The sequence below is a fragment of the Clostridium sp. 'White wine YQ' genome (genome assembly GCF_028728205.1).
Lineage (GTDB): Bacteria > Bacillota > Clostridia > Clostridiales > Clostridiaceae > Clostridium_T.
Genome location: NZ_JAQYUU010000001.1, coordinates 2,183,409 through 2,206,382, shown reverse-complemented (window position 1 = coordinate 2,206,382; position 22,974 = coordinate 2,183,409). Strand labels below are relative to the sequence as shown.

18 protein-coding genes and 1 other RNA gene are annotated in these 22,974 nt (G+C 30.7%); all 19 read left to right on the top strand.

What is annotated here, in order from left to right; translation table 11 throughout:
• The first annotated feature begins 200 nt into the window (after positions 1–200).
• A complete protein-coding gene (locus PTZ02_RS10985; RefSeq protein WP_274227825.1) occupies positions 201–1,220 on the top strand; it encodes an AI-2E family transporter in 1,020 nt (339 codons plus the stop codon).
• A 113-nt stretch (positions 1,221–1,333) separates the two neighbouring features.
• Complete coding sequence (locus tag PTZ02_RS10980) at positions 1,334–1,504, top strand: hypothetical protein (RefSeq protein WP_274227824.1); 171 nt, start codon at positions 1,334–1,336, stop codon at positions 1,502–1,504.
• 29 nt (positions 1,505–1,533) lie between these two features.
• Positions 1,534–2,163 carry a hypothetical protein gene (locus tag PTZ02_RS10975; protein WP_274227823.1) on the top strand — a complete coding sequence of 210 codons (630 nt, stop codon included), beginning with the start codon at positions 1,534–1,536 and terminating at the stop codon, positions 2,161–2,163.
• A gap of 14 nt (positions 2,164–2,177) precedes the next feature.
• On the top strand, positions 2,178–2,540 hold the full coding sequence (locus PTZ02_RS10970) for a hypothetical protein (RefSeq protein ID WP_274227822.1): 363 nt from the start codon (positions 2,178–2,180) through the stop codon (positions 2,538–2,540).
• A 20-nt stretch (positions 2,541–2,560) separates the two neighbouring features.
• Positions 2,561–4,990 (top strand): glutathionylspermidine synthase family protein, encoded by a 2,430-nt coding sequence (locus PTZ02_RS10965; protein ID WP_274227821.1) that lies wholly within the window; start codon positions 2,561–2,563, stop codon positions 4,988–4,990.
• A gap of 44 nt (positions 4,991–5,034) precedes the next feature.
• Positions 5,035–5,640 (top strand): hypothetical protein, encoded by a 606-nt coding sequence (locus tag PTZ02_RS10960; RefSeq protein WP_274227820.1) that lies wholly within the window; start codon positions 5,035–5,037, stop codon positions 5,638–5,640.
• Positions 5,641–5,831: 191 nt separating this feature from the next.
• On the top strand, positions 5,832–7,607 hold the full coding sequence (locus tag PTZ02_RS10955) for a methyl-accepting chemotaxis protein (protein WP_274227819.1): 1,776 nt from the start codon (positions 5,832–5,834) through the stop codon (positions 7,605–7,607).
• Positions 7,608–7,735: 128 nt separating this feature from the next.
• Entirely contained in the window at positions 7,736–10,195 is a 2,460-nt protein-coding gene (locus PTZ02_RS10950) for a heavy metal translocating P-type ATPase (protein ID WP_274227818.1), read from the top strand.
• A 63-nt stretch (positions 10,196–10,258) separates the two neighbouring features.
• Entirely contained in the window at positions 10,259–10,459 is a 201-nt protein-coding gene (locus PTZ02_RS10945) for a heavy-metal-associated domain-containing protein (protein WP_274227817.1), read from the top strand.
• Positions 10,460–10,687: 228 nt separating this feature from the next.
• Positions 10,688–12,910, top strand: a complete 2,223-nt coding sequence (gene rnr / locus PTZ02_RS10940) for a ribonuclease R (protein ID WP_274227816.1) — start codon at positions 10,688–10,690, stop codon at positions 12,908–12,910.
• Between the two features lie 192 nt (positions 12,911–13,102).
• The gene (locus PTZ02_RS10935; RefSeq protein WP_274227815.1) at positions 13,103–15,175 is read left to right on the top strand and encodes a methyl-accepting chemotaxis protein; all 2,073 of its coding nucleotides are present in this window, start codon (positions 13,103–13,105) and stop codon (positions 15,173–15,175) included.
• A gap of 86 nt (positions 15,176–15,261) precedes the next feature.
• Positions 15,262–15,735, top strand: coding sequence for an SsrA-binding protein SmpB (gene smpB / locus PTZ02_RS10930; RefSeq protein ID WP_274227814.1), 474 nt, complete (start codon positions 15,262–15,264; stop codon positions 15,733–15,735).
• Positions 15,736–15,748: 13 nt separating this feature from the next.
• Positions 15,749–16,093 (top strand): phenylpyruvate tautomerase MIF-related protein, encoded by a 345-nt coding sequence (locus PTZ02_RS10925; RefSeq protein ID WP_274227813.1) that lies wholly within the window; start codon positions 15,749–15,751, stop codon positions 16,091–16,093.
• Positions 16,094–16,517: 424 nt separating this feature from the next.
• Positions 16,518–16,868, top strand: a transfer-messenger RNA (tmRNA) gene (gene ssrA / locus PTZ02_RS10920).
• 259 nt (positions 16,869–17,127) lie between these two features.
• Positions 17,128–17,874, top strand: coding sequence for a CPBP family intramembrane glutamic endopeptidase (locus PTZ02_RS10915; protein ID WP_274227812.1), 747 nt, complete (start codon positions 17,128–17,130; stop codon positions 17,872–17,874).
• Positions 17,875–17,973: 99 nt separating this feature from the next.
• Complete coding sequence (locus tag PTZ02_RS10910) at positions 17,974–19,014, top strand: recombinase family protein (RefSeq protein WP_274227811.1); 1,041 nt, start codon at positions 17,974–17,976, stop codon at positions 19,012–19,014.
• Between the two features lie 142 nt (positions 19,015–19,156).
• On the top strand, positions 19,157–19,993 hold the full coding sequence (locus tag PTZ02_RS10905; protein ID WP_274227810.1) for a hypothetical protein: 837 nt from the start codon (positions 19,157–19,159) through the stop codon (positions 19,991–19,993).
• 36 nt (positions 19,994–20,029) lie between these two features.
• Positions 20,030–20,341 (top strand): hypothetical protein, encoded by a 312-nt coding sequence (locus PTZ02_RS10900; RefSeq protein ID WP_274227809.1) that lies wholly within the window; start codon positions 20,030–20,032, stop codon positions 20,339–20,341.
• Between the two features lie 80 nt (positions 20,342–20,421).
• Complete coding sequence (locus PTZ02_RS10895) at positions 20,422–22,968, top strand: DUF4268 domain-containing protein (protein ID WP_274227808.1); 2,547 nt, start codon at positions 20,422–20,424, stop codon at positions 22,966–22,968.
• The last annotated feature ends 6 nt before the right edge of the window (positions 22,969–22,974 follow it).

Below are 22,974 nucleotides of genomic sequence, written 5' to 3'. Positions count from 1 at the left end.
GGGGACGGTTAACAACAATTGACATAATGTACAAACATTATTGTAAAAAGTTGTTAACCGTCCCCAATTTTGATATAAACACAATAAAATTCTTAACAATTACTTATTTTTATGATTTTAGTATAGTAATAGGAAGGTTAATTTGATAAATTAGTAATATAGAATAAAAATTTATCGAAAATGTGCAGGGAGAGGGTAATTTGAATTTTATTGAAAAGAATTTAACCAGTAACACATTTAAAAGAGTTATGGCACTTTTGTTTTTAGGTGTAATATTATTTTTATTTAGAGACTTTATGTCTTTGATATTTTTAACTTTAATTGAAACCATAGTTGTTTTAGATATATCGAAACTTATTTATAAAAAGTTAGGATTCAAAAAGGTCTTAAGTAAAAAGATTACAAATATTATTTCGTTCTTTTTAGTACTCTCGGGTATAGTTGGATTTTTACTGTTTTTTATTCCTGACATAGTAAATCAAGTTAATATGATAATAACGCAGTTTAGGGATTTTGATTTTTCAAACCTTACATCTCTTTTGGAAAAATATAATATTAACATAGATCAAGAAACCATTATGAAAGGTGTTTCAAGTATTAATGGAATTACTTTTAAAACCTTTAGTTATGTTAAGGCTACTGGAGTTAATATTGGATTATCATTTTTATTAACATTTATGTACATACTTGAAGAAGAGAAGCTTAGAAAATTTCTTACTAGATTCGAAAAAGGAAGAAGTAAGTTTCTATATACCTATTATAAAAATCTTGCAAAGAAATTTATGAAGTCTTTTGTAGTTGTAATTGAGATGCAGCTAGTTATATCTTTTATAAATACAACTCTTTCATGCATTATACTTAGCTTACTTGGCTTCAATAATGTGTTTATCTTAGGATTAATGATGTTTATGCTAGGATTAATACCTGTACTAGGAGTAATAATTTCATTTATTCCTCTTGGGATATGTGCATTCCAAGTTGGTGGAATTTCAAAAGTTATTTCAGTTTTAGTAATGATAATTGCACTACACATGTTAGAAAGTTATATTTTAAATCCAAAGATTATGTCTACAGCTGTAAACTTACCTATATTTATTACATTTGCTGTTTTGATTTTATCAGAGCATTTTATAGGACCATGGGGAATGATAATAGGTATTCCTATATTTGTATTCTTAGTTGAATTGGTAAGTGGAGAAGATAGTGAAATAAGCATTTAGATAACTGAGTTGGTATTTTCAGTGTTTTATAACTGAATACCAACTTTTTTTATTTCAATATATTTCAAATTATGGTATAATATATTCCATTATTAAGTGGAAGGGGAATATAAATGAAGTGTTATATTTATTTAACAGCTGGCTCATATAACAATGAAAAACCTGAGGTTTCATTAGATGTATATTCTGTTAGAAGAGATGGAGATTATCTTATGATAGAGGATACAAATGGATATAGTCATATAGTAAATATGATTGAAGTTTTTGCAGTTACTTATAAATAATTCCAAGTTTCTTAGAAAGGTAAAACAGCATGGAAAAAGTTGATATGTATACAGTTTATGAGAATTGGAAACGTGGATTAGATAGATTTAGATGGCAGCTAATTTCAACACCCTTTGCATCTTCAAAGGAGTTTGTAAAGGAGCTTGATTTATCTGAATCTATAATGAAAAAAAGTATATCAAAGATTATTCCAGTATCAATTTTAGAATTAATAAAAGAACAAAAAGAAAATCAAGTTTTATTGATAGATTTAAAGGGTGAGGATAACTTAGATCTAGCATTAGAGTTAAATGTGAATTTTGGAATTACACCAGTTTTAGTATTTGCACATATATTTCATAAGAAGGCTATAGTTGGTTCTAAAGAATTGCTCCTTAAGCTTATAAAATATTCTTATGAAATAAAAAATATAGAAAATAAATATGCATTATTACTTGATTACAATCGATTTAGTGATAAGGAATTTTCCAAAAGAGAATTTTTTAATAACCAATATAGATTAACGGAAGAAGAAATGCCATATGCAGAGGATTTTAATCAGTGGGGAATTGATGAGGTAATTATTGTCTCAGCGAGTCCAATGAAGATTGATTTAAAAGAATATGTTGAGTATTTGGAAAATAATAATATTAAAGTAAAAGTAAATTTAATTAATTAAATAGAGGGGATAATATGGACAAGACATGGAAAAAGAAAGCTTTATCGCTAGCTTTAATGACTACAGTTACAGTAGGTGCCCCTACCGTATTATTAGGGTGTGAGAGTACTCCAAAAGTTAATGAAGTGGCAACAGAGGATAATCAAGATGATGCTTATCATGGAACTGGACAGGAACCATTTATGTTCCCAGAAACAGATAAAAGTAAATCAGCTTTAAGAGAAGATGAGGTGGTCTCCCATTACACCTATGTAAACTATAGAAGTATAGGATGGACTGCTTGGCAAGGGGCAAAGGATAACACCAATATTACTTCTTCAGAAGAGGGTAAAAGTAAGGGCTATTCCTCATTTATAAGATCAAGTGCGGGAGCTTAGGATAAGGGAAGGATAGTTATATGTATAAGAATTATTGGGATAAACTCCTTTTTGAATATAAGCTTATACATTCAAAAAGAATAAAGAATATATATTCAGATGTTCCATATTTTATGGAGAAAGAAATTTATAGTGAATTTATTAATACTGCCAAAGTTATAAATGATATAGCAGTTAAAATACAAAATGGAATAAATTCAGAGTTTCAAGATTTTAAAAATTATATACCTCCCTTTAAATATATTAATGAAATATTATCATTAAGACGAGAAGAGATTCCAATATTCTGGAGCAGATTTGATGGTTTTATTAGGGAAGACATTAATGAGAAGAAAGTATTTTATAGTGAACTTAATTATGATAAGCCTTGCGCTCAAAGAGAATGTATGGTGGCAGAGGAAACATTAAAGGGGTATGGAAATATAAATGAAGGGTTTTTAGAAAAATTTATAAATAATTTTTACAAGATAAAAGATAAATATTATAAAAGCTCAAGAATTAAAGTAGCATTACTTGTGGACCCAGCTCATTATGAAGAAACACATTTAGCCTTGCTTTTTATTGAGAAATTAAGAAATAAAGATATTGAATTAATATTAAGTTCAGCAGAAAATATATATGTAGATAATGGTGAAGTGTTTTGTTTTCAAGAAAAAATCGACGTTATTTTAAGATTATATCCAACTGAATATTTATATGAAATTCCAGATTTCTTAGATATTTTAAAATTATTTGATCAAGGAAAAATATTGATTTTAAATGATCCGAGAGTAATTATAGCTCAATGCAAAAATCTTTATACATATCTTTGGGTTTTAGTAGAAAACAAGGATACAAGACTTAATGATAGAGAAAGAAAGGCTGTAATAAACTCTTTGCCATATACAGAAATTTTAACTGATGAAAATTTAACTGAAGCCTCAAGAAACAAGGACAAGTACGTAATTAAGCCTGTTTATGGAAGATATAGTGATGATGTGTTTATAGGAAAGCTATATAGTGAAGAAGAATGGAAAGAGGTTATTGATTATATTAAAATTTCTAAATTTGAAAAGCCATATATTATACAAGAATTTATAAAGCAGAAGCAGGAAACAACATATTATTATGATGGAGAATTTAGAATTCCAAAGGATGGATACGGAAACTTTGGGATATATTTTTCTCTAGATGAAGTGATTGGTACATGTGTTAGATGGAATCCAGACTATCTTACAAATGATGAGTATACTTGGTTTACACCAATTGGAATTGAAGAAGAGAAGTTTAGAATAACTCCAGAATATTTTAAATTAAAGGACATAGATTCAAGAATAATAGTAGAAGGTGAATTTTCAGGCTTAAATATATGGAATAAGGAATATATTAATACTTCCATTGGAGTGCTAGATGAAAATAAATTAAACGAACTCAAATATGCTACAGAGGAACTTTCTAAAATATTTATTAAAACAAGAGATTATATTAAGCAGAATATTGATGTTTTTAAAGATATACTAAGCATTGATGGCTTAGAAAAAGTAATTAAGAAAGATGAATGTGAAGAACTAACATTTCTAGGAAGAATGGACTGGGCACTAGATAGTTATAACAATTGGAAACTCCTAGAGTTTAATTCAGAAACTCCAGCAGGGGTTGCAGAGGCAATTTTTGTTGAAGAAATATTGTTTGATGAAATAGAAAAAAGAACTTCAAATCTAAAAGATGTAAGAAGAATAAATGAAAAATTGAAAGATATGATATTTCAAGAGGGAAAGAAAATAATCGATAGTTATGATTTAGATAATCCAACTATAGGATTTATTTCTTTAACCTATTATGAAGATTGGGTAAATACAAATGCTATATATAAAATATTTAAAGAAAAATATAATTGTGTTTGTGGAAATATTGAAGACATGGAAATAAGAATAGATGGTCTTTATCTTTATAATGAAAAGGTTGATGTTGTATTTAGATATTATCCGCTTGATTGGATGAAAGATGAGGAAGATATTGAATGTAATAAGTTATTAGAAATAGCTTCTGAAAAAGTATTTTTCTTAAACCCTGCAAATACAATAATAACTCAGTCAAAAGCATTATTTCCAATTATATTTCAACTTATAAAAAATAAATTTTATACAAGTAGGGAAGAGGAGATTATTAGGAGTTATATTCCCCATACAACCTTTGATATTGAAGAATTAGTGAGCAATGATTTTTTCATAAAGCCTTTGCTAGGGAGGGAAGGAACTAAAGTTGTTCCGAGCTATAAGCTTAGGGAAATTCCTGATGAAGATATTGTGTTTCAACAAAGCGTATTAACTAAGACTTGTGGAGACAAAAAATATGTGATATTTGGAACATATGTTACTGGAAGTAATTTTGCTGGGGTTTATACAAGACTAGGTGAGGAAGTAACTACAAAAGAATGCTCTTACATTCCATTAACAACAAAGGTATTATAAGATGTAAATTAAAACCCTATAATAAGGAGTAAAGAAGGGGTAGTATGAGAAAGAAAGTAAAAAGAATTGCAAAGCAAAGAAAACAAAATAATAAAAATTCACACTCAACTTTTAATAACTATAACAGAAATAGATTAGCTAATAGTAATAGCTTCTACAGAACAAAAAGGCCTTCATCAAAAGAAGTATTTGCTACAGTTGCCACAGTTTTAGGTATAGCAGTGATTATAGTAGGAATAATAGTATTTGTTTCAACTAAGCTTACTAAAAGCAATCCTGATACAATTAGTATATTTAGTGGTAAGACCTATTTAGCATCTTTAAATATAAACTCTAGTTCAAAGTACAAAGATGTACTATACGAAACTGATAATCTTCACAGCTTTGATGGAATAGTATTAGGTGAAAGTGAATACAATGGTGAAAAAAGATTTAGATTTTGCGTAGATAAGAATGGAATTACTTCATATGATACTGAAATTACTGATGCTCAAGGTCAATTATTCGAATCACCAACATATAAAGGGGTAGGAAAAGTTGAGGTTTATAAAAGAACTTATACAAATTCAAATGGAGAAGCAAAAGATACTTTCTACTATAAAATATATTGTGATCAATCCGAAGTTAAACAAGTTAGTTTAGATAGTTAAAATAGTTTAACAACAAAGATAATCATATTGTCTTTGTTGTTATTTTTTTTGCTTAAAAAATATGAAAATTTTGTAGAAACATATAGAAATAAAGTATTATTTGTAAAGTATTGAATTTTAGTATAAAGTATTCGATAATTAAAGTATAGGAATAAGTGTGCATTATTTTTATTAGTAATGGAGGGGGAAAAATGAAGAAAATAAGTAGTAGAATAATAGCATTAATAGTGACCATTGTTCTTGGTACAGGCTTATCTATTGGTGGATTTTCTGTATACGTTGTCAATTCTGTAAAAGATGACATTTTGAAGCAACAGAAAGAGCAGATGCTAAGTAGTTATGATTTAACTATTAAAAATCAGGTTGAATCAGCAATTTCTGTTTTGGATGGTTTAAACAGTAAATATAAAAAGGGCGAAATAACTTTAAATGAGGCTCAAAAACAAGGTGCAGATTTACTTAGAAATATGAAGTATGGAAAAGAAGGATACTTTTGGGCTGATACTTTAGATGGAACTAATGTGGTTCTTTTAGGGAAGGATACTGAGGGAAAGAACAGATTAGATGCCAAAGATACAAAAGGAAATTCTTACATGAAAGACATAATTGCTAACAGTCAAAAACCAGAAGGTGGTTATGCAGATTATTATTTTCCTAAAGCAGGAGAAACAGAAAGCTTGCAAAAAAGAGCTTATAGTAAATATTATGAACCTTTTGGATGGGTAATAGGAACAGGTAATTACATAGATACTATAGATAAAACTATAGCGGATCAAGAGAATGCTGCTAATAGTGAGGTATATGGTAAAATAATGATATTAGTTGGTATTGCACTAGTAGCCATTGTGTTAGCAATATTATTAGGATCATACATAGGGAAGAAAATATCTAAACCAATTTTAAGGATAACTGAACTTATAAACAAGACATCAGCATTGGATTTAGAATACGATTCTAGCTTTGAAGAGATTAAGAAATATAATGATGAAATGGGAACTATAGCTAATGCTGTGGTCAATCTTAGAGCAGAGCTTAGAAATATTATTACTGAGCTTGCTACATCTTCAGAAAGTATTCTTGTAAATGCAGACATATCGTCTGATGGAGCTCAAGGACTAGCACAAAATACAGAGGCTATATCTCAAACTATGGATGAAATTGCAAAAGGTTCTGTTGAACAAGCTGAAAATTATCAAGAGATAGTAGCAGCCTTCCAAAGCTTTACTGAAAAAATAACTAACGTTACTAAGGGGTCAGAAGAACTTAAGAGAATATCTAACAATACCATAGAAGCAAATAGTAAAGGAAAAGGAAGTTTAGAAGTTCTAGTTAATAAGTTCGAGGAAAATAAAGTAGCTTTAAATGAGATTGGAGACAGTATAACAACCTTAAGAGAAAAATCTAATTCAATAGGAAATATCGTAGGTAAAATTGGTGAAATTGCAGAACAAACTAATCTGCTTGCACTAAATGCAGCAATTGAAGCAGCTAGAGCAGGAGAGCAAGGAAAGGGTTTTGCAGTAGTTGCGGAAGAAGTTAGAAAACTTTCGGAAGAAGTAAATAACGAAACCAAGGAAATTACAACAGTTATTAAAGAAATTCAAGATAAGATTAATATATCTCAAGTCACTATGAATAGAGGAAGAGAAATAATTGAGGATGTTAGTGCGGCAGTTAGTGATACTACAGAGGTATTTAATTTAATTGATGATGCTACAAATAATTCTTTAGACAAAATAAATATACTATATAGTAATGTAGTAGATGTAGATAGAGATAAAACCAATGTTATGGATTCAATCCAATCCATTTCAGCTATATCAGAAGAGTCTGCTGCTGGACTAGAAGAAGTTTCAGCATCAATGGCAGAGCAAAATACAGTAGCAGAAAATACATTGATATTATCTGAACAGTTACAAGATATTTCTAAACAATTAGATGTTATTGTGAAAAAATTTAAGCTTTAATATTAATTTGGTGGTGAAAGATTTATTTTAAAATTTTTTTAATTAAATCTTCATCACCACTTTACTTTTAAGCTGAAATATGATATTTTTACTTTAGACCCCCTGGGTAGGGGGGTAAGGAGGTAAATATGAAAGAAGAGATTTTCAAGATAGAAGGAATGACCTGTGCAGCATGTGTTAGAGCAGTAGAAAGATCTACAAAAAAGCTTCAAGGTGTGGAAGAATCATTTGTTAATCTTGCTACAGAAAAGTTAAATATAAAATTTAATGAAGAGGAAGTTACTACTGAGGATATAATTGCAGCAGTAGATAAAGCTGGATATAAAGCAATACATGAGGAGAAAGAAGAACAACTTATAACTTCAAAAATTTTCAAAATAGAAGGAATGACTTGTGCAGCTTGTGTTAGGGCTGTAGAGAGAGCAGTAAATAAAGTCGAAGGTGTAAATAGTGGGTCAGTTAATTTAGCAACTGAGAAGTTAACTATAGAATATGATTCTAGCAAAGTAAGAAGCATGGATATAATGGCAGCAGTTGAAAAGGCTGGCTATAAGGCTAAAGAGGAAGAAGAAACTCAAGAAGAAACAGAAGATGTTAAGTTAAAAGAATCGAAGGCTTTGTGGAAAAGATTTATTATTTCAGCAATATTTACAGTACCTCTATTAATAATTGCTATGGGTCATATGTTAGGATTTATGCTTCCAGGAATTATTGATGCAGAGATGAATCCTATGACTTTTGCATTAGTTCAATTAATACTAGTAATACCGGTAGTAGTTGCAGGAAAGAAATTTTATAAGGTTGGATTTAAATCATTATTTTCAGGAAATCCTAATATGGATTCATTAATTGCAATAGGAAGTGGAGCAGCTATTTTATATGGATTATTTGCAATTTATCAGATATCAATAGGAAATCATGAGTATACAATGGACTTATATTTTGAATCTGCAGCAACAATCCTTACACTTATAACACTCGGAAAATTCTTAGAGAGCAAAACAAAAGGAAGAACTTCAGAAGCTATAAAAAAATTAATGGGATTAGCTCCAAAAACTGCAACAATAATAAAAGATGGGAAAGAATTAGTTATTCCTATAAAAGAAGTAATAGTTGGAGATGTAATATTAGTTAAGCCAGGAGAAAAGCTTCCAGTTGACGGAGAAGTTATCGAAGGTAATACTTCAATAGATGAATCTATGCTTACAGGTGAAAGTATTCCAGTTGAAAAGGTAATAGGATCTAAAGTAATAGGTGCTTCAATAAATAAAAATGGATCAATTAAATATAAGGCTACAAGAGTTGGAAAAGATACTGCATTAGCTCAAATAGTTAAGCTAGTTGAGGAAGCTCAAGGATCTAAAGCTCCAATTGCAAAACTCGCTGATATAATATCTGGATATTTTGTACCGGTAGTTATGACGTTGGCAGTGTTATCGGCAGGAACATGGTTCCTTTTTGGTAAGGGAACAATATTCTCCTTAAGCATATTTATTTCAGTATTAGTAATAGCTTGTCCATGTGCGCTAGGGTTAGCAACACCTACAGCAATAATGGTTGGAACAGGAAAAGGTGCGGAAAATGGTGTACTAATTAAAGGCGGAGAAGCTTTAGAAACAACTCATAAAATTCAAACTATAGTATTTGATAAAACAGGAACTATTACTGAAGGTAAGCCTAAGGTAACAGATATAATTACAAAGAACTATGATGAAAGACAATTACTTTTATATGCAGCAAGTGCTGAAAAAGCCTCAGAGCATCCTTTAGGGGAAGCTATAGTAGAAAAAGCTAAGGAAGAAAATCTTGATTTTGTAAAGGTGGAAAATTTCAAAGCTATTTCTGGTAAAGGCATAGAAGCTGTTATAGAAGGCAAAAAATATTATTTAGGTAATCTTAAACTTATGGTGGAACAAGAAATTAGTTTAGAGGACTTAAAAGAGGCATCAGATAACTTATCAAAAGAAGGAAAAACACCTATGTATATAGCTGAAAATGGATTGTTAGTTGGAATAATCGCAGTAGCAGATACAATTAAAGCTAGTTCAAAGAAAGCTATAGAAACACTTCATAGCATGGGAATTCAGGTAGCAATGCTAACTGGAGATAATAAGAATACAGCAGAAGCAATAGCTAGAGAAGTTGGTATAGATAAAGTAATTGCTGAAGTTTTACCAGAAAATAAAGCAGAGGAAGTAAGTAAACTTCAAAACGAAGGAAAGAAAGTTGCTATGGTTGGTGATGGAATAAATGATGCTCCAGCACTTGCAAAAGCAGATATTGGAATAGCAATTGGCTCAGGTACAGATGTTGCAATAGAATCTGCTGACATTGTATTAATGAGAAGTGACCTTATGGATGTACCTACTGCAATACAATTAAGTAAGAAAACTATAAAAAATATAAAACAAAATCTATTCTGGGCATTTGGATATAATGTTTTAGGAATACCTGTTGCAATGGGTGTTTGGTATGCATTAGGTGGTAGATTATTAAATCCAATGATAGCAGCATTAGCAATGAGTTTTAGTTCTGTATCAGTGCTTTTAAATGCATTAAGACTTAAGGGATTTAAACCAGCTAAATAAAATTAATATGTTTTTAAAATTTATTATATAATAAAATTAAATAAAAATATTGGAGGGATAAATATGAAAAAAGTAGTAATAGAAGGAATGTCTTGTGGACATTGCAAAGCTAGAGTTGAAAAAAGCCTAATAGAATTAGATGGAATAACTGCTGCTATTGTTGATTTAGATACTAAAACAGCAACAATAGAAGGAGATGCATCAGATGATGCTATTAGAGATGCTATAGATGATGCAGGATATGACGTAGTATCCATAAGTTAATATATTTATAAAGAAACCAGCCTTTGGCTGGTTTTTTCACTTTAAAAGAGAGAATAATATAAAAGACTGTATTTTGGATAGGCATTAACGCAAAAAGTTGTTAACCGTCCCCGTTATGATATATAATCAAATTAGAAAAATTTTCTTATAAAGCTATTTAAGATTACTAGAATTAAATATAAAAGATAGGAAAAAATATAAAATAGATAAGTTTTAAGGAGGACAGTTATGGGAATAAAAGAAACAGTTTTAGGATTCATGAAAGAGCAAGCATATAGACCAATGGATCTCCAAGAGTTAAGTGAAGTGTTTGATATAAAAAGAGATGAATATAAAGCTTTTAAAAAATGTATAAAGACCATGGAAAAAGAAGGACTTGTAATTAGAAATAAGAAGGATAAATTTGGTGTACCTGATAGAATGGGTTTAATTACAGGAAAACTTCAAGTTCACTCAAAGGGTTTTGGATTCTTAATTCCTGATGAAGAGGGAAGAGCAGACGTATTTATACCAGCTAACAATATGAATGGTGCTTTAAATGGCGATAGAGTTATTGCAAAAATTCTAAAAGAAGATGTGGCTGGTAAAAAGTGCGAAGGAGAAATTAGAGAAGTAATAGAAAGAGCTAATAAGAGTTTTGTTGGAGTATATGAAGACTCTAAAAACTTTGGCTTTGTAGTTCCAGAAGATAAAAGAATACAAAATGATGTATTCATAAGTAGAAAAGATACTAATGGAGCAACAACTGGAGACTTAGTAATAGTAGAAATAACAAAATGGGCAGATCAAAGAAGAAATCCTGAAGGTAAGATTGTTGAAATACTAGGTAAAAAGGGAGAAAAGGGTTTAGATATATTAACTATAATTAAAAAGTTTGGTTTACCAGAAGAATTCCCTGATAAAGTTATAAAATTTGCAGAAGGAATTGATGTAGAGATAAAAGAAAAAGATATAGCTGGTAGAAGAGATTTAAGAAATATAAAGATGGTTACTATAGATGGTGAAGATGCAAAAGATCTAGATGATGCTGTATCAATAGAAAAACTTCCAGATGGAAATTATAAGCTAGGGGTACATATTGCGGATGTAACGCATTATGTTAAAGAACAAAATCCATTAGATAAGGAAGCTTTAAAGAGAGCAACATCAGTGTATCTTATTGATAGAGTAATACCAATGTTACCTAAGAAGTTATCAAATGGAATATGCTCTTTAAATCCACAGGTAGATAGATTGGCTTTAAGTTGCAATATGGTTATTAATTCAGAAGGTAAAGTTATAGATCATGAAATATACGAATCTGTAATAAAAACTACTGAAAGAATGACGTATACAGACGTAACTAAGATACTTAGAGATAATGATAAAGACTTAATAGAGAGATATAGTAACCTACATGAAGACTTTAAAAATATGGAGGAACTATGTAACATACTTCATAATAAGAGAATCAAAAGAGGGGCTATAGATTTTGACTTTGAAGAATCAAAAATCATATTAGACGAAAAAGGTAAGCCAATTGATATAAAACCTTATGAAAGAGAAATAGCAAATAGAATTATAGAAGAATTCATGCTAGTTTGTAATGAAACTGTAGCTGAGTATATGTTCTGGACTAAACTACCGTTTGTATATAGAATTCACGAAGATCCAGACTCAGAAAAACTAGAGAAGTTTAAAGAATTTTTATACAATTTAGGTTATCCAGTTAGATGGCCACTTGAAATACATCCTAGAATTCTTCAAAATGTTTTAGAAGAATTTAAAGATAAGAAAGAAGAAACTGTAGTAAGTACACTTTTGCTACGTTCTATGATGCAAGCTAGATATTCACCAGAATGTACTGGACACTTTGGACTCGCAGCTAAGTATTATTGTCACTTTACATCACCAATTAGAAGATATCCTGACCTACAAATACACAGAATAATAAAAGAACACCTTCATGGAGGAATTGATGAAGGAAGAGCAACTAAACTAGTTACCATCGTTGATTATGCTGCAAAGCAATCTTCGGAAATGGAAAGAGTAGCTCAAGAAGCTGAAAGAGAAGTAGATGACTTAAAGAAAGCTGAATACATGATGGATAGAATAGGTGAAGAATTTGATGGTATTATCTCATCTGTAACAAGCTTTGGTATATTTGTTGAATTACCTAATACTATTGAAGGCTTAGTTCATATAAGTGATTTAGATGATGATTACTATATTTATGATGAAGATCATCTTTGCCTAATTGGTGAGAGAAAGAAAAATATGTATAAATTAGGTGATGAAGTTAAGGTAAGATGTGAAAAAGTAAATATACCAAATAGAGAAATATACTTTAAACTTGTAAGTGATGAAGAATCCGAAGAAGAAACTCCAAAGTTAGAATCAATAGATAAGAACGGCTTAGAGGAGTTTGCAGATACTAATGTTGAATGCAAAAGTGAAGAAGAAGTTTTTTAATTAGAAATTTTTAAGTATAGAGAATTAGTTTAGGAGATTTTATTAATTAAACTAATTCTCTATACTTTTTGTAGAATTAAAAAAAGTATAGTCATTAACATGAAAAAATTATAATTTTATGAAATTTAATATATACTATTTAATAGGTATTTGAATACAATTTAATGAAAAACAAAAAGTGGTGGGGAGAATATGAGGCAAGAAATGAAAAACAAGTCTAAGAAAAAAGCAAAAGATAAGTTAAATATCAATGGTAAGGTTAATATCAATTTTAAGAGTATAAAAGGAAAGATATTGGCTATTTTTTTGGTTATTTCGTTAACTTCATCTATTGTAATAGCAGTAACAAACTATTATTTTGCAAAACAAGCAGTAACCAAAACAGGACAACCTTTAGTTGAGAATTTAGGTGAGCAGATTTCAGGAAGAATGGCAGAAAAGATAGATTCAATTAAAGGAGATATTAAAAATTTATCCGTAGATACTAGACTAGTAAATGGAACTGATGAGGAAAAGAAAGATTTATTAACTAAGTTTGCTAAGGACAATGAATTCTATAGCATGGGTATAGTTGATTTAGATGGTAATATTACATATTTAACTGGAGAAAAGGAAAATGTAAAAGATAAGGATTTCTTTAAAGAAGCTCTTAAGGGTGAAGCAGTAGTTGGAGAACCTTACTTTTCAAAGCTTGAAGGTGACATATTTGTAGCACCTTTTGCAGCTCCAATTAAATCAGGAGATCAAACAGTTGGTGTATTATTAGGTGTTAAAGAAAACCTAGTTTTAAGCAACTTTGTGAAGGGTATAAAAATAGGTGATGCTGGAATAGCTTATGCATTAGATGGTAAAGGTAATGTTATTGTGCATCCGGATTCTGTATTGGTTTATAGACAAGAAAATGTAATAGAAAAAGCAAAAAGTGATTCTAGTTTAACAGCTCTAGCTGATATTCAGAAGAAAATGATAAAAGGTGAAAAAGGTTCTGGAAGTTACACCTATGAAGGAGAAACTAAGTTCGTAGGTTATGCTCCAATAAAAGGGACGAACTGGTCTATTGCAGTTGCAATTCCACAAGAACAATTATTTTCTGAGTTATCAAGCATGAATAAAACTTCAATAATAACAATTGTGATTGCGATTATAGTAATAATCATCTCAGGTTTAGGCTTAGTTAACTTTATAATTGGAAACATAAGAAGAGTTCAAGATGATATATTAGAATTATCTCAAGGTAACTTTATGTTTGAAGGTGACAAAAAACTTCTAAAGAGAAAAGATGAGTTTGGTAATATTGCTCAAGCACTCTCATCATTAAAGGAAGTTCAAAGAGACATTCTTAATGAAGTAGTAGATAGTTCAAGTGAGGTAAAGGCACAAGGTAATTCTTTAACTAATATATCTAAGGAATTCTCAGAAACTACAGCCAATATAGCTAAATCAATTGAAGAGGTTGCATCAGGAACTAACGAGCAAGCATCATCATTAAATAGAATGGTTTCAATTTCAAATGATTTTGGAAGAGAATTAGATAATATAACAGATAATTTTAAAGAAGTTCAAGCTATGATTTTAGATGTATACAAAAAATCAGATGAAGAAAATGATAATGTTATTGCTGTAGCTAATGAGTTTAATAAGATGATTACTACCTTTGAAGATTTTAGAAGTAAAATAGACAACATGAATGTAAACATTAAAAAGGTTAATGAGATAACTTATTTAATAAAAGAAATATCAGAACAAACAAATCTTCTTGCATTAAATGCAGCAATTGAAGCAGCTGGAGCAGGAGTAGCAGGAAGAGGTTTTGCTGTTGTTGCTGAAGAAGTTAGACAACTAGCTGAAAGAAGTAAGGAAGCATCAGAAAATATTGAAAGTATAGGTAAAATAATTCTTAAAGATAATAAAATGATCTTCTCTGAAACAATGGAATTAAATGATATATTGTCAGAGCAAAAGAAAGCAATAAATAAGACTTCAGATAGTTTCACTGAAATAGCAGGACTATTAGAGAAAGTAGCTCCAAAGATGGATGAAGTAAGTACTTCAAGTGTAGCTTTAGAAAAGAAGAAGGATGAACTTATAAATGATATTTCATCTGTATCTGCAATAGCTCAGGAAGTATCAGCATTTACTGAAGAAATAACAGCTTCATCTGAAGAAATGAGTGCTGCAAGTGAAGAAATATATGGAGCTGCAAGTACCTTAAGTGAATCATCAGATATGGTAATTGCCAAATTAAGTGTATTTACAATAAAATAATTGAAACCTATAGCTTGTTTTGTTGTTATGAAGAAGGTTATATATTATAATAGAGAAATGATAATAAAACCAAGTAGGTGGATAATATGGTAAGAAAGAATAATGATAATAAAACTTTAGCTGAAAATAGAAAAGCTCGCCACGACTATTTTATAGAAGAAGCAATGGAAGCGGGAATAGAATTAGTTGGAACTGAAGTTAAATCCATAAGGGCAGGAAGAATTAATCTTAAAGATGCCTATGCGGATATTAATAATGGCGAAGTATTTATTAAAAATATGCATATAAGCCCTTATGAGCAGGGGAATATATTTAACGTAGATCCTTTAAGAGAAAGAAAACTACTTTTGCATAAGGAAGAAATAAGAAGACTTATAGGTCTTATTCAGCAAGAGGGGTTAACCCTAGTGCCACTTTCCTTATACCTAAAGAAGGGAAGAGTTAAAGTAAACCTAGCAGTAGGCAGAGGTAAGAAGAATTACGATAAGAGAGATACTATGTTAGAAAAAGCTCATAAGAGAGACGTGGAAAGAGCTTTAAAAGAAAGAAGTAAATTTTAGGTGGTGAAGAATTATGCCCTTTATTAATTCAAAGGTAAGTGTAAAGTTATCAAAGGAAAAAGAAGAGGTTATTAAAGATAGACTTGGTAAGGCTATTGAAATAATCCCTGGTAAAAGTGAAAACTGGCTTATGTTAGGATTTGAAGATAATTATAAATTATATTTCAAAGGGGAGAATCTTGAAAAAGGAGCATTTATTGAAGTTAAGATATTTGGTAAAGCTTCAAAAGAGGCATATAACAAATTAACCACAGCTATCTGTGACATATTTCATGAAGAGTTAGCTATTCCTGTGGATAAAATTTACGTAAAATATGAAGAAGTAGATAACTGGGGCTGGAACGGATCTAATTTCTAAAAGAATACTTAAGATTTAAGAGAAAACCTGAATTTTCAGGTTTTCTTTTTCCTTATGGGGACGGTTAACAACTAATATCTTTAATGGTAGTATTGCTAATAGATATCTGTTGAAGTAAGTGCTTAAATAGTATAATATAATTCATGCAGGGAACAATTCATGAGTCCTTGCAATAATTCAAGAAATGGTCTATAATTAATATCTGGATCAAATAAAATTTAATATAGTTTTTAATTTTAAATATCAAATGCGTTTAAAAACTTAAGTATATAATCAAAGCAATATTGAAGATTATAAACTTACCTCATATAACCTAAAAATTTCTATCATTCCTCATTTTAAAACATCTTGTGGTCGAACCAATATCGCAGAGCTGTTTTAAAACTTACAATGATGAAATATTAGAAGATTATATGTATAACATGGGGGCGTTATGGCTTCGACGGGGGTAAGATGGGTTTGATAAGCGAGCCGGGGGAAGCATGGTCCCACGAGATCAACTATGCAATAAAGATAAACGCAGAAGATAATTTTGCATTAGCTGCCTAGTTAGCAGCTCGTCAGCCTAAGCTTCCCGCAGCTTAGAATCTGGCGCCGATAGCGGGGAACCGAGCCTGCCAAAGCTTTGAGGTAGGAACGGAATTTATGAAGCTACTGAAGCAAGAAGCCTGTCTATAGGCGTCTTGTAGAGGGAATGTTAAACTATAGACTGCGCTCGGAGAAAGTCAGGCTGGTCTGCTTTCGGACAGGGGTTCGATACCCCTCGCCTCCACCATATAAGAACTGAGATTAGGATACAATGGTAAAACCTTGAAATATCAAGGATTTACCATTGTTTTCTGCTTTATATGGATAAGTTTTAAGTGGTTACTTTTAGCCACTTTAGTATATTTTGAGTATTTGTGCACACCCTTTAGTGAGATTTTTGCTAGGGGTGTGCATTTTTACGCATAAAGTGGGTAAATAAGCATATTAGTTTTATTAACATAATTAAATATCAACTATCATATACTTGTCATGGGGGTGATAGTTTTATGGAAAATATATATTTAAATAGCAGTGGTCTCAGTTGGAAGGTGTTTATAAAGTATTACATATTAGCTATTCTATTGGGAGCAACATTTATAGTTATGGAGTCTTTAGGCATTATACAAATTAATGCTGAAGTTTTAAATAACATAGTATTAAGTGGGATAAATATATTTATTATTATTCAAGCAATAAATCCAAAGCTTAATAAATGTATAGTTGATGAACTAAGTTTTAGATCAGAGTCTTTAGCTGTAATAATAATACCAATTCTAACGGCCGCTATAACAAGGATACTTACAAATATTTTGCAAGTAATACCAATATTATTTGGCGGAGAAGTTATAGGTATAGCAAAAGGTCAAATGAATATGTCAACGTTTAGTCCTATTGAAAGAATATTTGTTGGAACTATAGTAGGACCATTTTTTGAAGAATTTTTATTTAGAGTTGTATTTTTTACTACCATAGCATATATTGTTGGATTTATTGATAGTAAATTTGGTTATGAACTTTCAAAGAAAATATTTAATCTTAGAAGTATGCTATGCTGGGGGTTAATAATTATTGGGAATATTTTATTTTCATTATCGCATGTACCTGATGCCAGCAACTTTCATTTATATTTTATTGGGGGTGTAATAGATACAATAATATATATAAAATATGGATTTTATGCATCATGGTTATCGCATGGATTCTATAATTACTTTAGTTTTGCGTTTATTTTTAGTATGTTTAGAATTGGTTAAAAATATATATTCCCCAATACACCTCAAGAAGAGTCACGATCCATATCAGAGAATGTTACCTGGGGACAGAGAAAACGCTTTGCAGATGGTAAACTGTCCATGCCGTACAAGCAGTTTCTTGGATTTAAAAAGGGTGAAAATGGACTGCCAGAGATAATACCTGAAGAAGCAGAAATAGTGAGATTGATTTATAAACTTTCTATGGAAGGTAAAACAGCTACGGCAATATCAAGGAATTTAGCCAACTTGGGTATCCTATCACCTTCAGGTAAGGGAAACTGGCAAAGCAGTACTATACAAAGTATTTTAACAAATGAAAAATATAAAGGATCTGCAGTCCTGCAAAAGAAGTATACCGTGGATTTCCTTACAAAAACCATGAAAGTAAATAATGGTGAGGTACCACAGTATTATGTTGAAAAGTCCAATGATTTCATAATTGAGCCAGCTGAATGGGAGCTTGTGCAAACAGAGTTTGAGAGACGCAAGAGAATAGGTAAAAACTATAGCGGAAATAGTATATTTTCAGCAAAGATTATTTGTGGAGATTGTAATGGATACTTCGGCATCAAGGTTTGGCATAGTACAAGTAGGTACCGTAAAACCATCTATAGTTGCAATCGTAAATTTGAAAATGATAAAAAGTGCTCTACACCTCATATCACCGAAGATGAGATAAAACAAAAGTTTATACTTGCATTCAATCAGCTTCTTCAATGTAAAGATGAAATAATAGATAATTGTAAGATAGCACAGAAGGTGATGACTAATTGCACACAGATAGATGCTGACATTGCAGAAAAGGAGCAGGAACTGGAGGTTGTATACGGACTTATTCGTAAATGTATAGATGAGAATGCCCACTCACCTATTAGCCAGGAGGAATATCAAGCAAAATATGAGGGCTTGGTCCATAGATATGATTGCATTAAGGAAAGTATTGTAGCATTTGAGAAAAATCGTGAAGAACGAGTTACAAAGAGAAATCTACTTGATAATTTTATACTGGAATTAGATAAACAAGATGGCATATTAACAGAGTTTGATGAAACTTTATGGACTGTATTGGTTAATGAGGTTATAGTTTATAAGGACAGATTAGTGTTTAATTTTAAAGATGGTACAGAGATTCAATTATGAGTATGAAAAATAGTTTTTACCTACCTTTGCAAGAAATTTGCTTTGGTAGGTATTTTTTAATTTTATACAAAAGTATTTATAAAATATTTGGTTAGTGATATTCTAAATATATCCATTATTTAGTATAGAGGTAGGTGATTAAATGCTTACAATTGAGGATTATATTGCTCGTAGAAAAAAAGAAGATAAACTAAATGAATTCGATATTGATGCACGGACTCAAAATATGAAATTATGCGTTGATTATGTATTTGAGTATTTTAATAATTACCTAAATATTATTGAAGCTGAAGAAAAAACAGTGTTACATAATGATAAGCTTGAAAAGTATCGTAAGCAGCTTTGTGATTATGATTCAGAAGTTAGGGAATGGGTTGTAGGTATATATAACGAGTATGGCAAACAAATGAATAGATATATTGGAAATATATTAAAAGAAAATGATTTCTTCTTTTTATATGACACTGATAGTGACTTTAGAAATGTATCATATGATTGCTATTCTAAGCTTATAAAAAAGTTTTCTTTTCTTAAGGATCTGACAGAAATGTTGTTTCTTTTTATAAAAGATTATCATAGAGTTGAAAGTCAAAAAAGATTCAATTTTGGAACACCAAGCGTATCTGAAGAGATAAATGATTGGATTGATAAGACTTGGGCAAAGCATCAGGTGAATATGCTTTCGTTTGCCTATGAGTGGGTAAACAGTTTTTTTAATAATGAGGATAGCTGGCCATCAACACATAGGATAAAAAGGCAAACAAGCTGGAGAAAGTACGATTATGATTACAAGCAGAAAAGTAATCTATTTAATCTTGATTCACTGTATAGAAAAATGCCTAAAAAATCTTTTATAAAAGGTAGAAAGCAGGAACTAGAAATTTTACTTATGTACTATTGGCTTCATGATATGGAAGGTGACAATGATTATTGGTATGAGTATTTAGATGTAGTATTACCAGCTTTGAAGAAGGAATAGTAAATTTTATTTAAATGTGATAACAGGAGGTATGTTATGAGTACTTTAGAAAATAAATTCCATGAAGATATGAAAAACATATATTTTACTGCAAAGAAAGAACTGAAATACAATGCATCGAGGTTCTTTCAATTAGTATCAAAAGATGGTGGAGTTAAGGCTGCAAAACAATTAATTTTAAAAACTGGCGGCACTTATGGTTTTGAAGTTCTATGGGAACACAAACGTCTTGATTTATCAGTAGAAGCTTTGGTTTTAAGACCTGAATACCATGACCTGTTTACATCTGAAGAAAGACAAGCTTGTAGGGACCGTTTGAAGGATTTTGGATATGAGGTTGATAAATAAAGATTTAAACATGTATCTATAAAACTTGTATGTGACATAACGGAAAACCAAAAATTAATGAATTACTAAGGGGTACGATTATGAACGAGTTACAATCGCTTTCACAAATATTTCAAAACAAACTGTTTCGAATTCCTGATTACCAGAGAGGTTATGCATGGAGACAGGAGCAGTTAGTAGACTTTTGGGACGATATAATGAATCTTCAATCTGAAAGGTATCATTATACTGGATTATTATCACTTAAAGCTGTCCCAAGGTCAGAATCTAAGGAGTGGGATAATGATAAGTGGTTATTGGATGCAGGTTACAAAGCTTATCATATAGTTGACGGGCAACAACGGCTTACTACCTTTTCAATTCTTATTAATGAAATTGCTGACTTTGTTAAAAATATTGAATCTAATGCTGAGAAAAGTGAAGAAGATATAGTTCTATGCTATCAAACGTTGAAATCTATACGAGCAAAATATATATCACAGAAGCGTCCTCCACAGAATTTTATAACAACCTATTTATTTGGGTATGAAACAGATAATCCTAGTGCTGATTATCTTACATATAAAATCTTTGGAGAACCATTCAGTGGATCAGTTGATGAAACTTATTATACTAAGAATCTAAAAAAAGCAAAGGAATTCTTTGCAGAACGTTTAAGAGAACTATATACTTCAGAAGGTATTGAGGGAATTGAAAGTGTATTTCATAAACTCACTTTACAGTTAATGTTCAATATACATGATATTCAAGATGACTATGATGTTTTCGTAGCATTTGAAACTATGAATAATCGTGGTAAGAAACTTACAAATTTAGAATTGTTAAAGAATCGTCTTATCTATTTGACCACACTTTATGATGAAGATAAATTGGATACTATGGATAAGTCAGAGTTAAGAAAGAAAATAAATGACTCATGGAAAGAGGTATATTATCAGCTTGGAAGAAATCAAAGTGCGCCTTTATCTGATGATGAGTTTTTAAGGGCTCATTGGATTATGTACTTTCAATATTCACGTAAAAAAGGCGATGACTATATAAAATTCCTGTTGAATAAATTTTCAGCAAAGAATATTTTTGAAAAGAAAGTAGTTGTTATTGAAGATGATATTACGGAAACTGATGATTTAGAAACTGAAGATGATGATGTTCCTCAACCTATTGAGGAAGACATTGTTGCAACTCTATGCAAATTAGAACCTTCTGAAATTGCGGATTACGTTAATAGCTTAAAGGATGTAGCAAAATACTGGTTCTTTACACACTTCCCTGAACATAGTGATTTATCGACTGAAGAAAAAACATGGCTAGATAGACTAAATAGAATTGGAATAGGTTATTTCAGACCTCTTGTTACAGCAGCTTTGACCTCGAATGCAAATGGAACTCAAGAACAACGTATTGAACTGTTCCGAGCAATAGAGCGATTTATATTCTTATCATTTAGAATGGCATCATTCCAGTCAAGTTATAAGAGTAGTGATTACTACAGAAAAACAAGAGATGTCTATGTAGGAGAGTTATCTATTGAAAAAGTTGCAAATGGTTTGATTGAAACATCTACCAATGATATGGATTTTGCAATTAAGAACTTTATGACTCGAATTGATAAGCGTTTCTCTAATGGTGACGGGTTCTATGGTTGGCATGATCTTCGTTATCTGCTCTTTGAGTATGAATATGAGAAAGCTTCGGAAACAGGCATTGAGAAACTTGGGTGGAAACCATTCACAAAAGTTGAAAAGGATAAGATAACTATTGAGCATATTTTTCCTCAGACACCAACTAAATGGTATTGGAAAAATCAATTTAGAATGTTTACTGAAGATGAAATTAACATTCTTTCTGGTTCTCTTGGCAATTTACTTCCATTGTCTCAGAGTGTTAATTCCAGCCTTCAAAATGATAGCTTTGAAGATAAAAAGACCTCAATATCTAATGGGAGACGTGGCTATGAAGATGGATCACACTCAGAAATTGAAGTATCGCATGAAAATGACTGGAATGCAGCTAGCATTCTTGCCCGTGGTATGAAAATGCTTAAGTTTATTGAAACTAGATGGAACATTCACTTCTCTAGTGAAGAGCAGATGATTGAATTACTACATTTGTCATTTCTTGATAAAGAGAGGGATGATGTTCCTGAAATAACGAAGCCAAATGAGAATGAACAATCTGAACAACCAGAAACTACAACAAGGGAACTTGCAGAAAGACATCATTTGAGAATAGATTTCTGGAAGAATTTTGTTCAGTACTGCCATGATAAGGGTCGTGGGGAGGATATAGCAAGAAGAAAAGCTTCATATGATGATTGGTACGATGTTACTGTTGATAATCATAACTATCACATATTCTTTCAACTTGTTAGGAAAAAAATACTGCGCATTGGAATCTATGTTTATGACCCTGAATATTTCTCAAAGCTTGAATTGAAGAAAGATCAGATAGAAAATGAATGCGGTTTCAAGCTTGAATGGTATACAAGTAGAGAAAAAAGCGTAGCAAAAAGGATTTTATATTCCATTGATGCTGATATTCATAACACAGAGCTATATCATAAACATTTCGAATGGCTTATTGAACATTTTGATAAGCTGTGTAATGCACTTGTGGTTCTAGATTAAGTTGGA

Excerpts from the sequence above, each read along its gene's own strand:
- PTZ02_RS10975 (WP_274227823.1), top strand. The coding sequence starts at position 1,534 with ATGGAAAAAGTTGATATGTATACAGTTTATGAGAATTGGAAACGTGGA.
- PTZ02_RS10950 (WP_274227818.1), top strand. The coding sequence starts at position 7,736 with ATGAAAGAAGAGATTTTCAAGATAGAAGGAATGACCTGTGCAGCATGT.
- PTZ02_RS10955 (WP_274227819.1), top strand. The coding sequence starts at position 5,832 with ATGAAGAAAATAAGTAGTAGAATAATAGCATTAATAGTGACCATTGTT.
- rnr (WP_274227816.1), top strand. The coding sequence starts at position 10,688 with ATGGGAATAAAAGAAACAGTTTTAGGATTCATGAAAGAGCAAGCATAT.
- PTZ02_RS10905 (WP_274227810.1), top strand. The coding sequence starts at position 19,157 with ATGCTTACAATTGAGGATTATATTGCTCGTAGAAAAAAAGAAGATAAA.
- PTZ02_RS10925 (WP_274227813.1), top strand. The coding sequence starts at position 15,749 with ATGCCCTTTATTAATTCAAAGGTAAGTGTAAAGTTATCAAAGGAAAAA.
- PTZ02_RS10900 (WP_274227809.1), top strand. The coding sequence starts at position 20,030 with ATGAGTACTTTAGAAAATAAATTCCATGAAGATATGAAAAACATATAT.
- PTZ02_RS10910 (WP_274227811.1), top strand. The coding sequence starts at position 17,974 with ATGCCGTACAAGCAGTTTCTTGGATTTAAAAAGGGTGAAAATGGACTG.
- PTZ02_RS10970 (WP_274227822.1), top strand. The coding sequence starts at position 2,178 with ATGGACAAGACATGGAAAAAGAAAGCTTTATCGCTAGCTTTAATGACT.
- PTZ02_RS10935 (WP_274227815.1), top strand. The coding sequence starts at position 13,103 with ATGAGGCAAGAAATGAAAAACAAGTCTAAGAAAAAAGCAAAAGATAAG.
- PTZ02_RS10965 (WP_274227821.1), top strand. The coding sequence starts at position 2,561 with ATGTATAAGAATTATTGGGATAAACTCCTTTTTGAATATAAGCTTATA.
- PTZ02_RS10945 (WP_274227817.1), top strand. The coding sequence starts at position 10,259 with ATGAAAAAAGTAGTAATAGAAGGAATGTCTTGTGGACATTGCAAAGCT.
- smpB (WP_274227814.1), top strand. The coding sequence starts at position 15,262 with ATGGTAAGAAAGAATAATGATAATAAAACTTTAGCTGAAAATAGAAAA.
- PTZ02_RS10980 (WP_274227824.1), top strand. The coding sequence starts at position 1,334 with ATGAAGTGTTATATTTATTTAACAGCTGGCTCATATAACAATGAAAAA.
- PTZ02_RS10915 (WP_274227812.1), top strand. The coding sequence starts at position 17,128 with ATGGAAAATATATATTTAAATAGCAGTGGTCTCAGTTGGAAGGTGTTT.
- PTZ02_RS10960 (WP_274227820.1), top strand. The coding sequence starts at position 5,035 with ATGAGAAAGAAAGTAAAAAGAATTGCAAAGCAAAGAAAACAAAATAAT.
- PTZ02_RS10895 (WP_274227808.1), top strand. The coding sequence starts at position 20,422 with ATGAACGAGTTACAATCGCTTTCACAAATATTTCAAAACAAACTGTTT.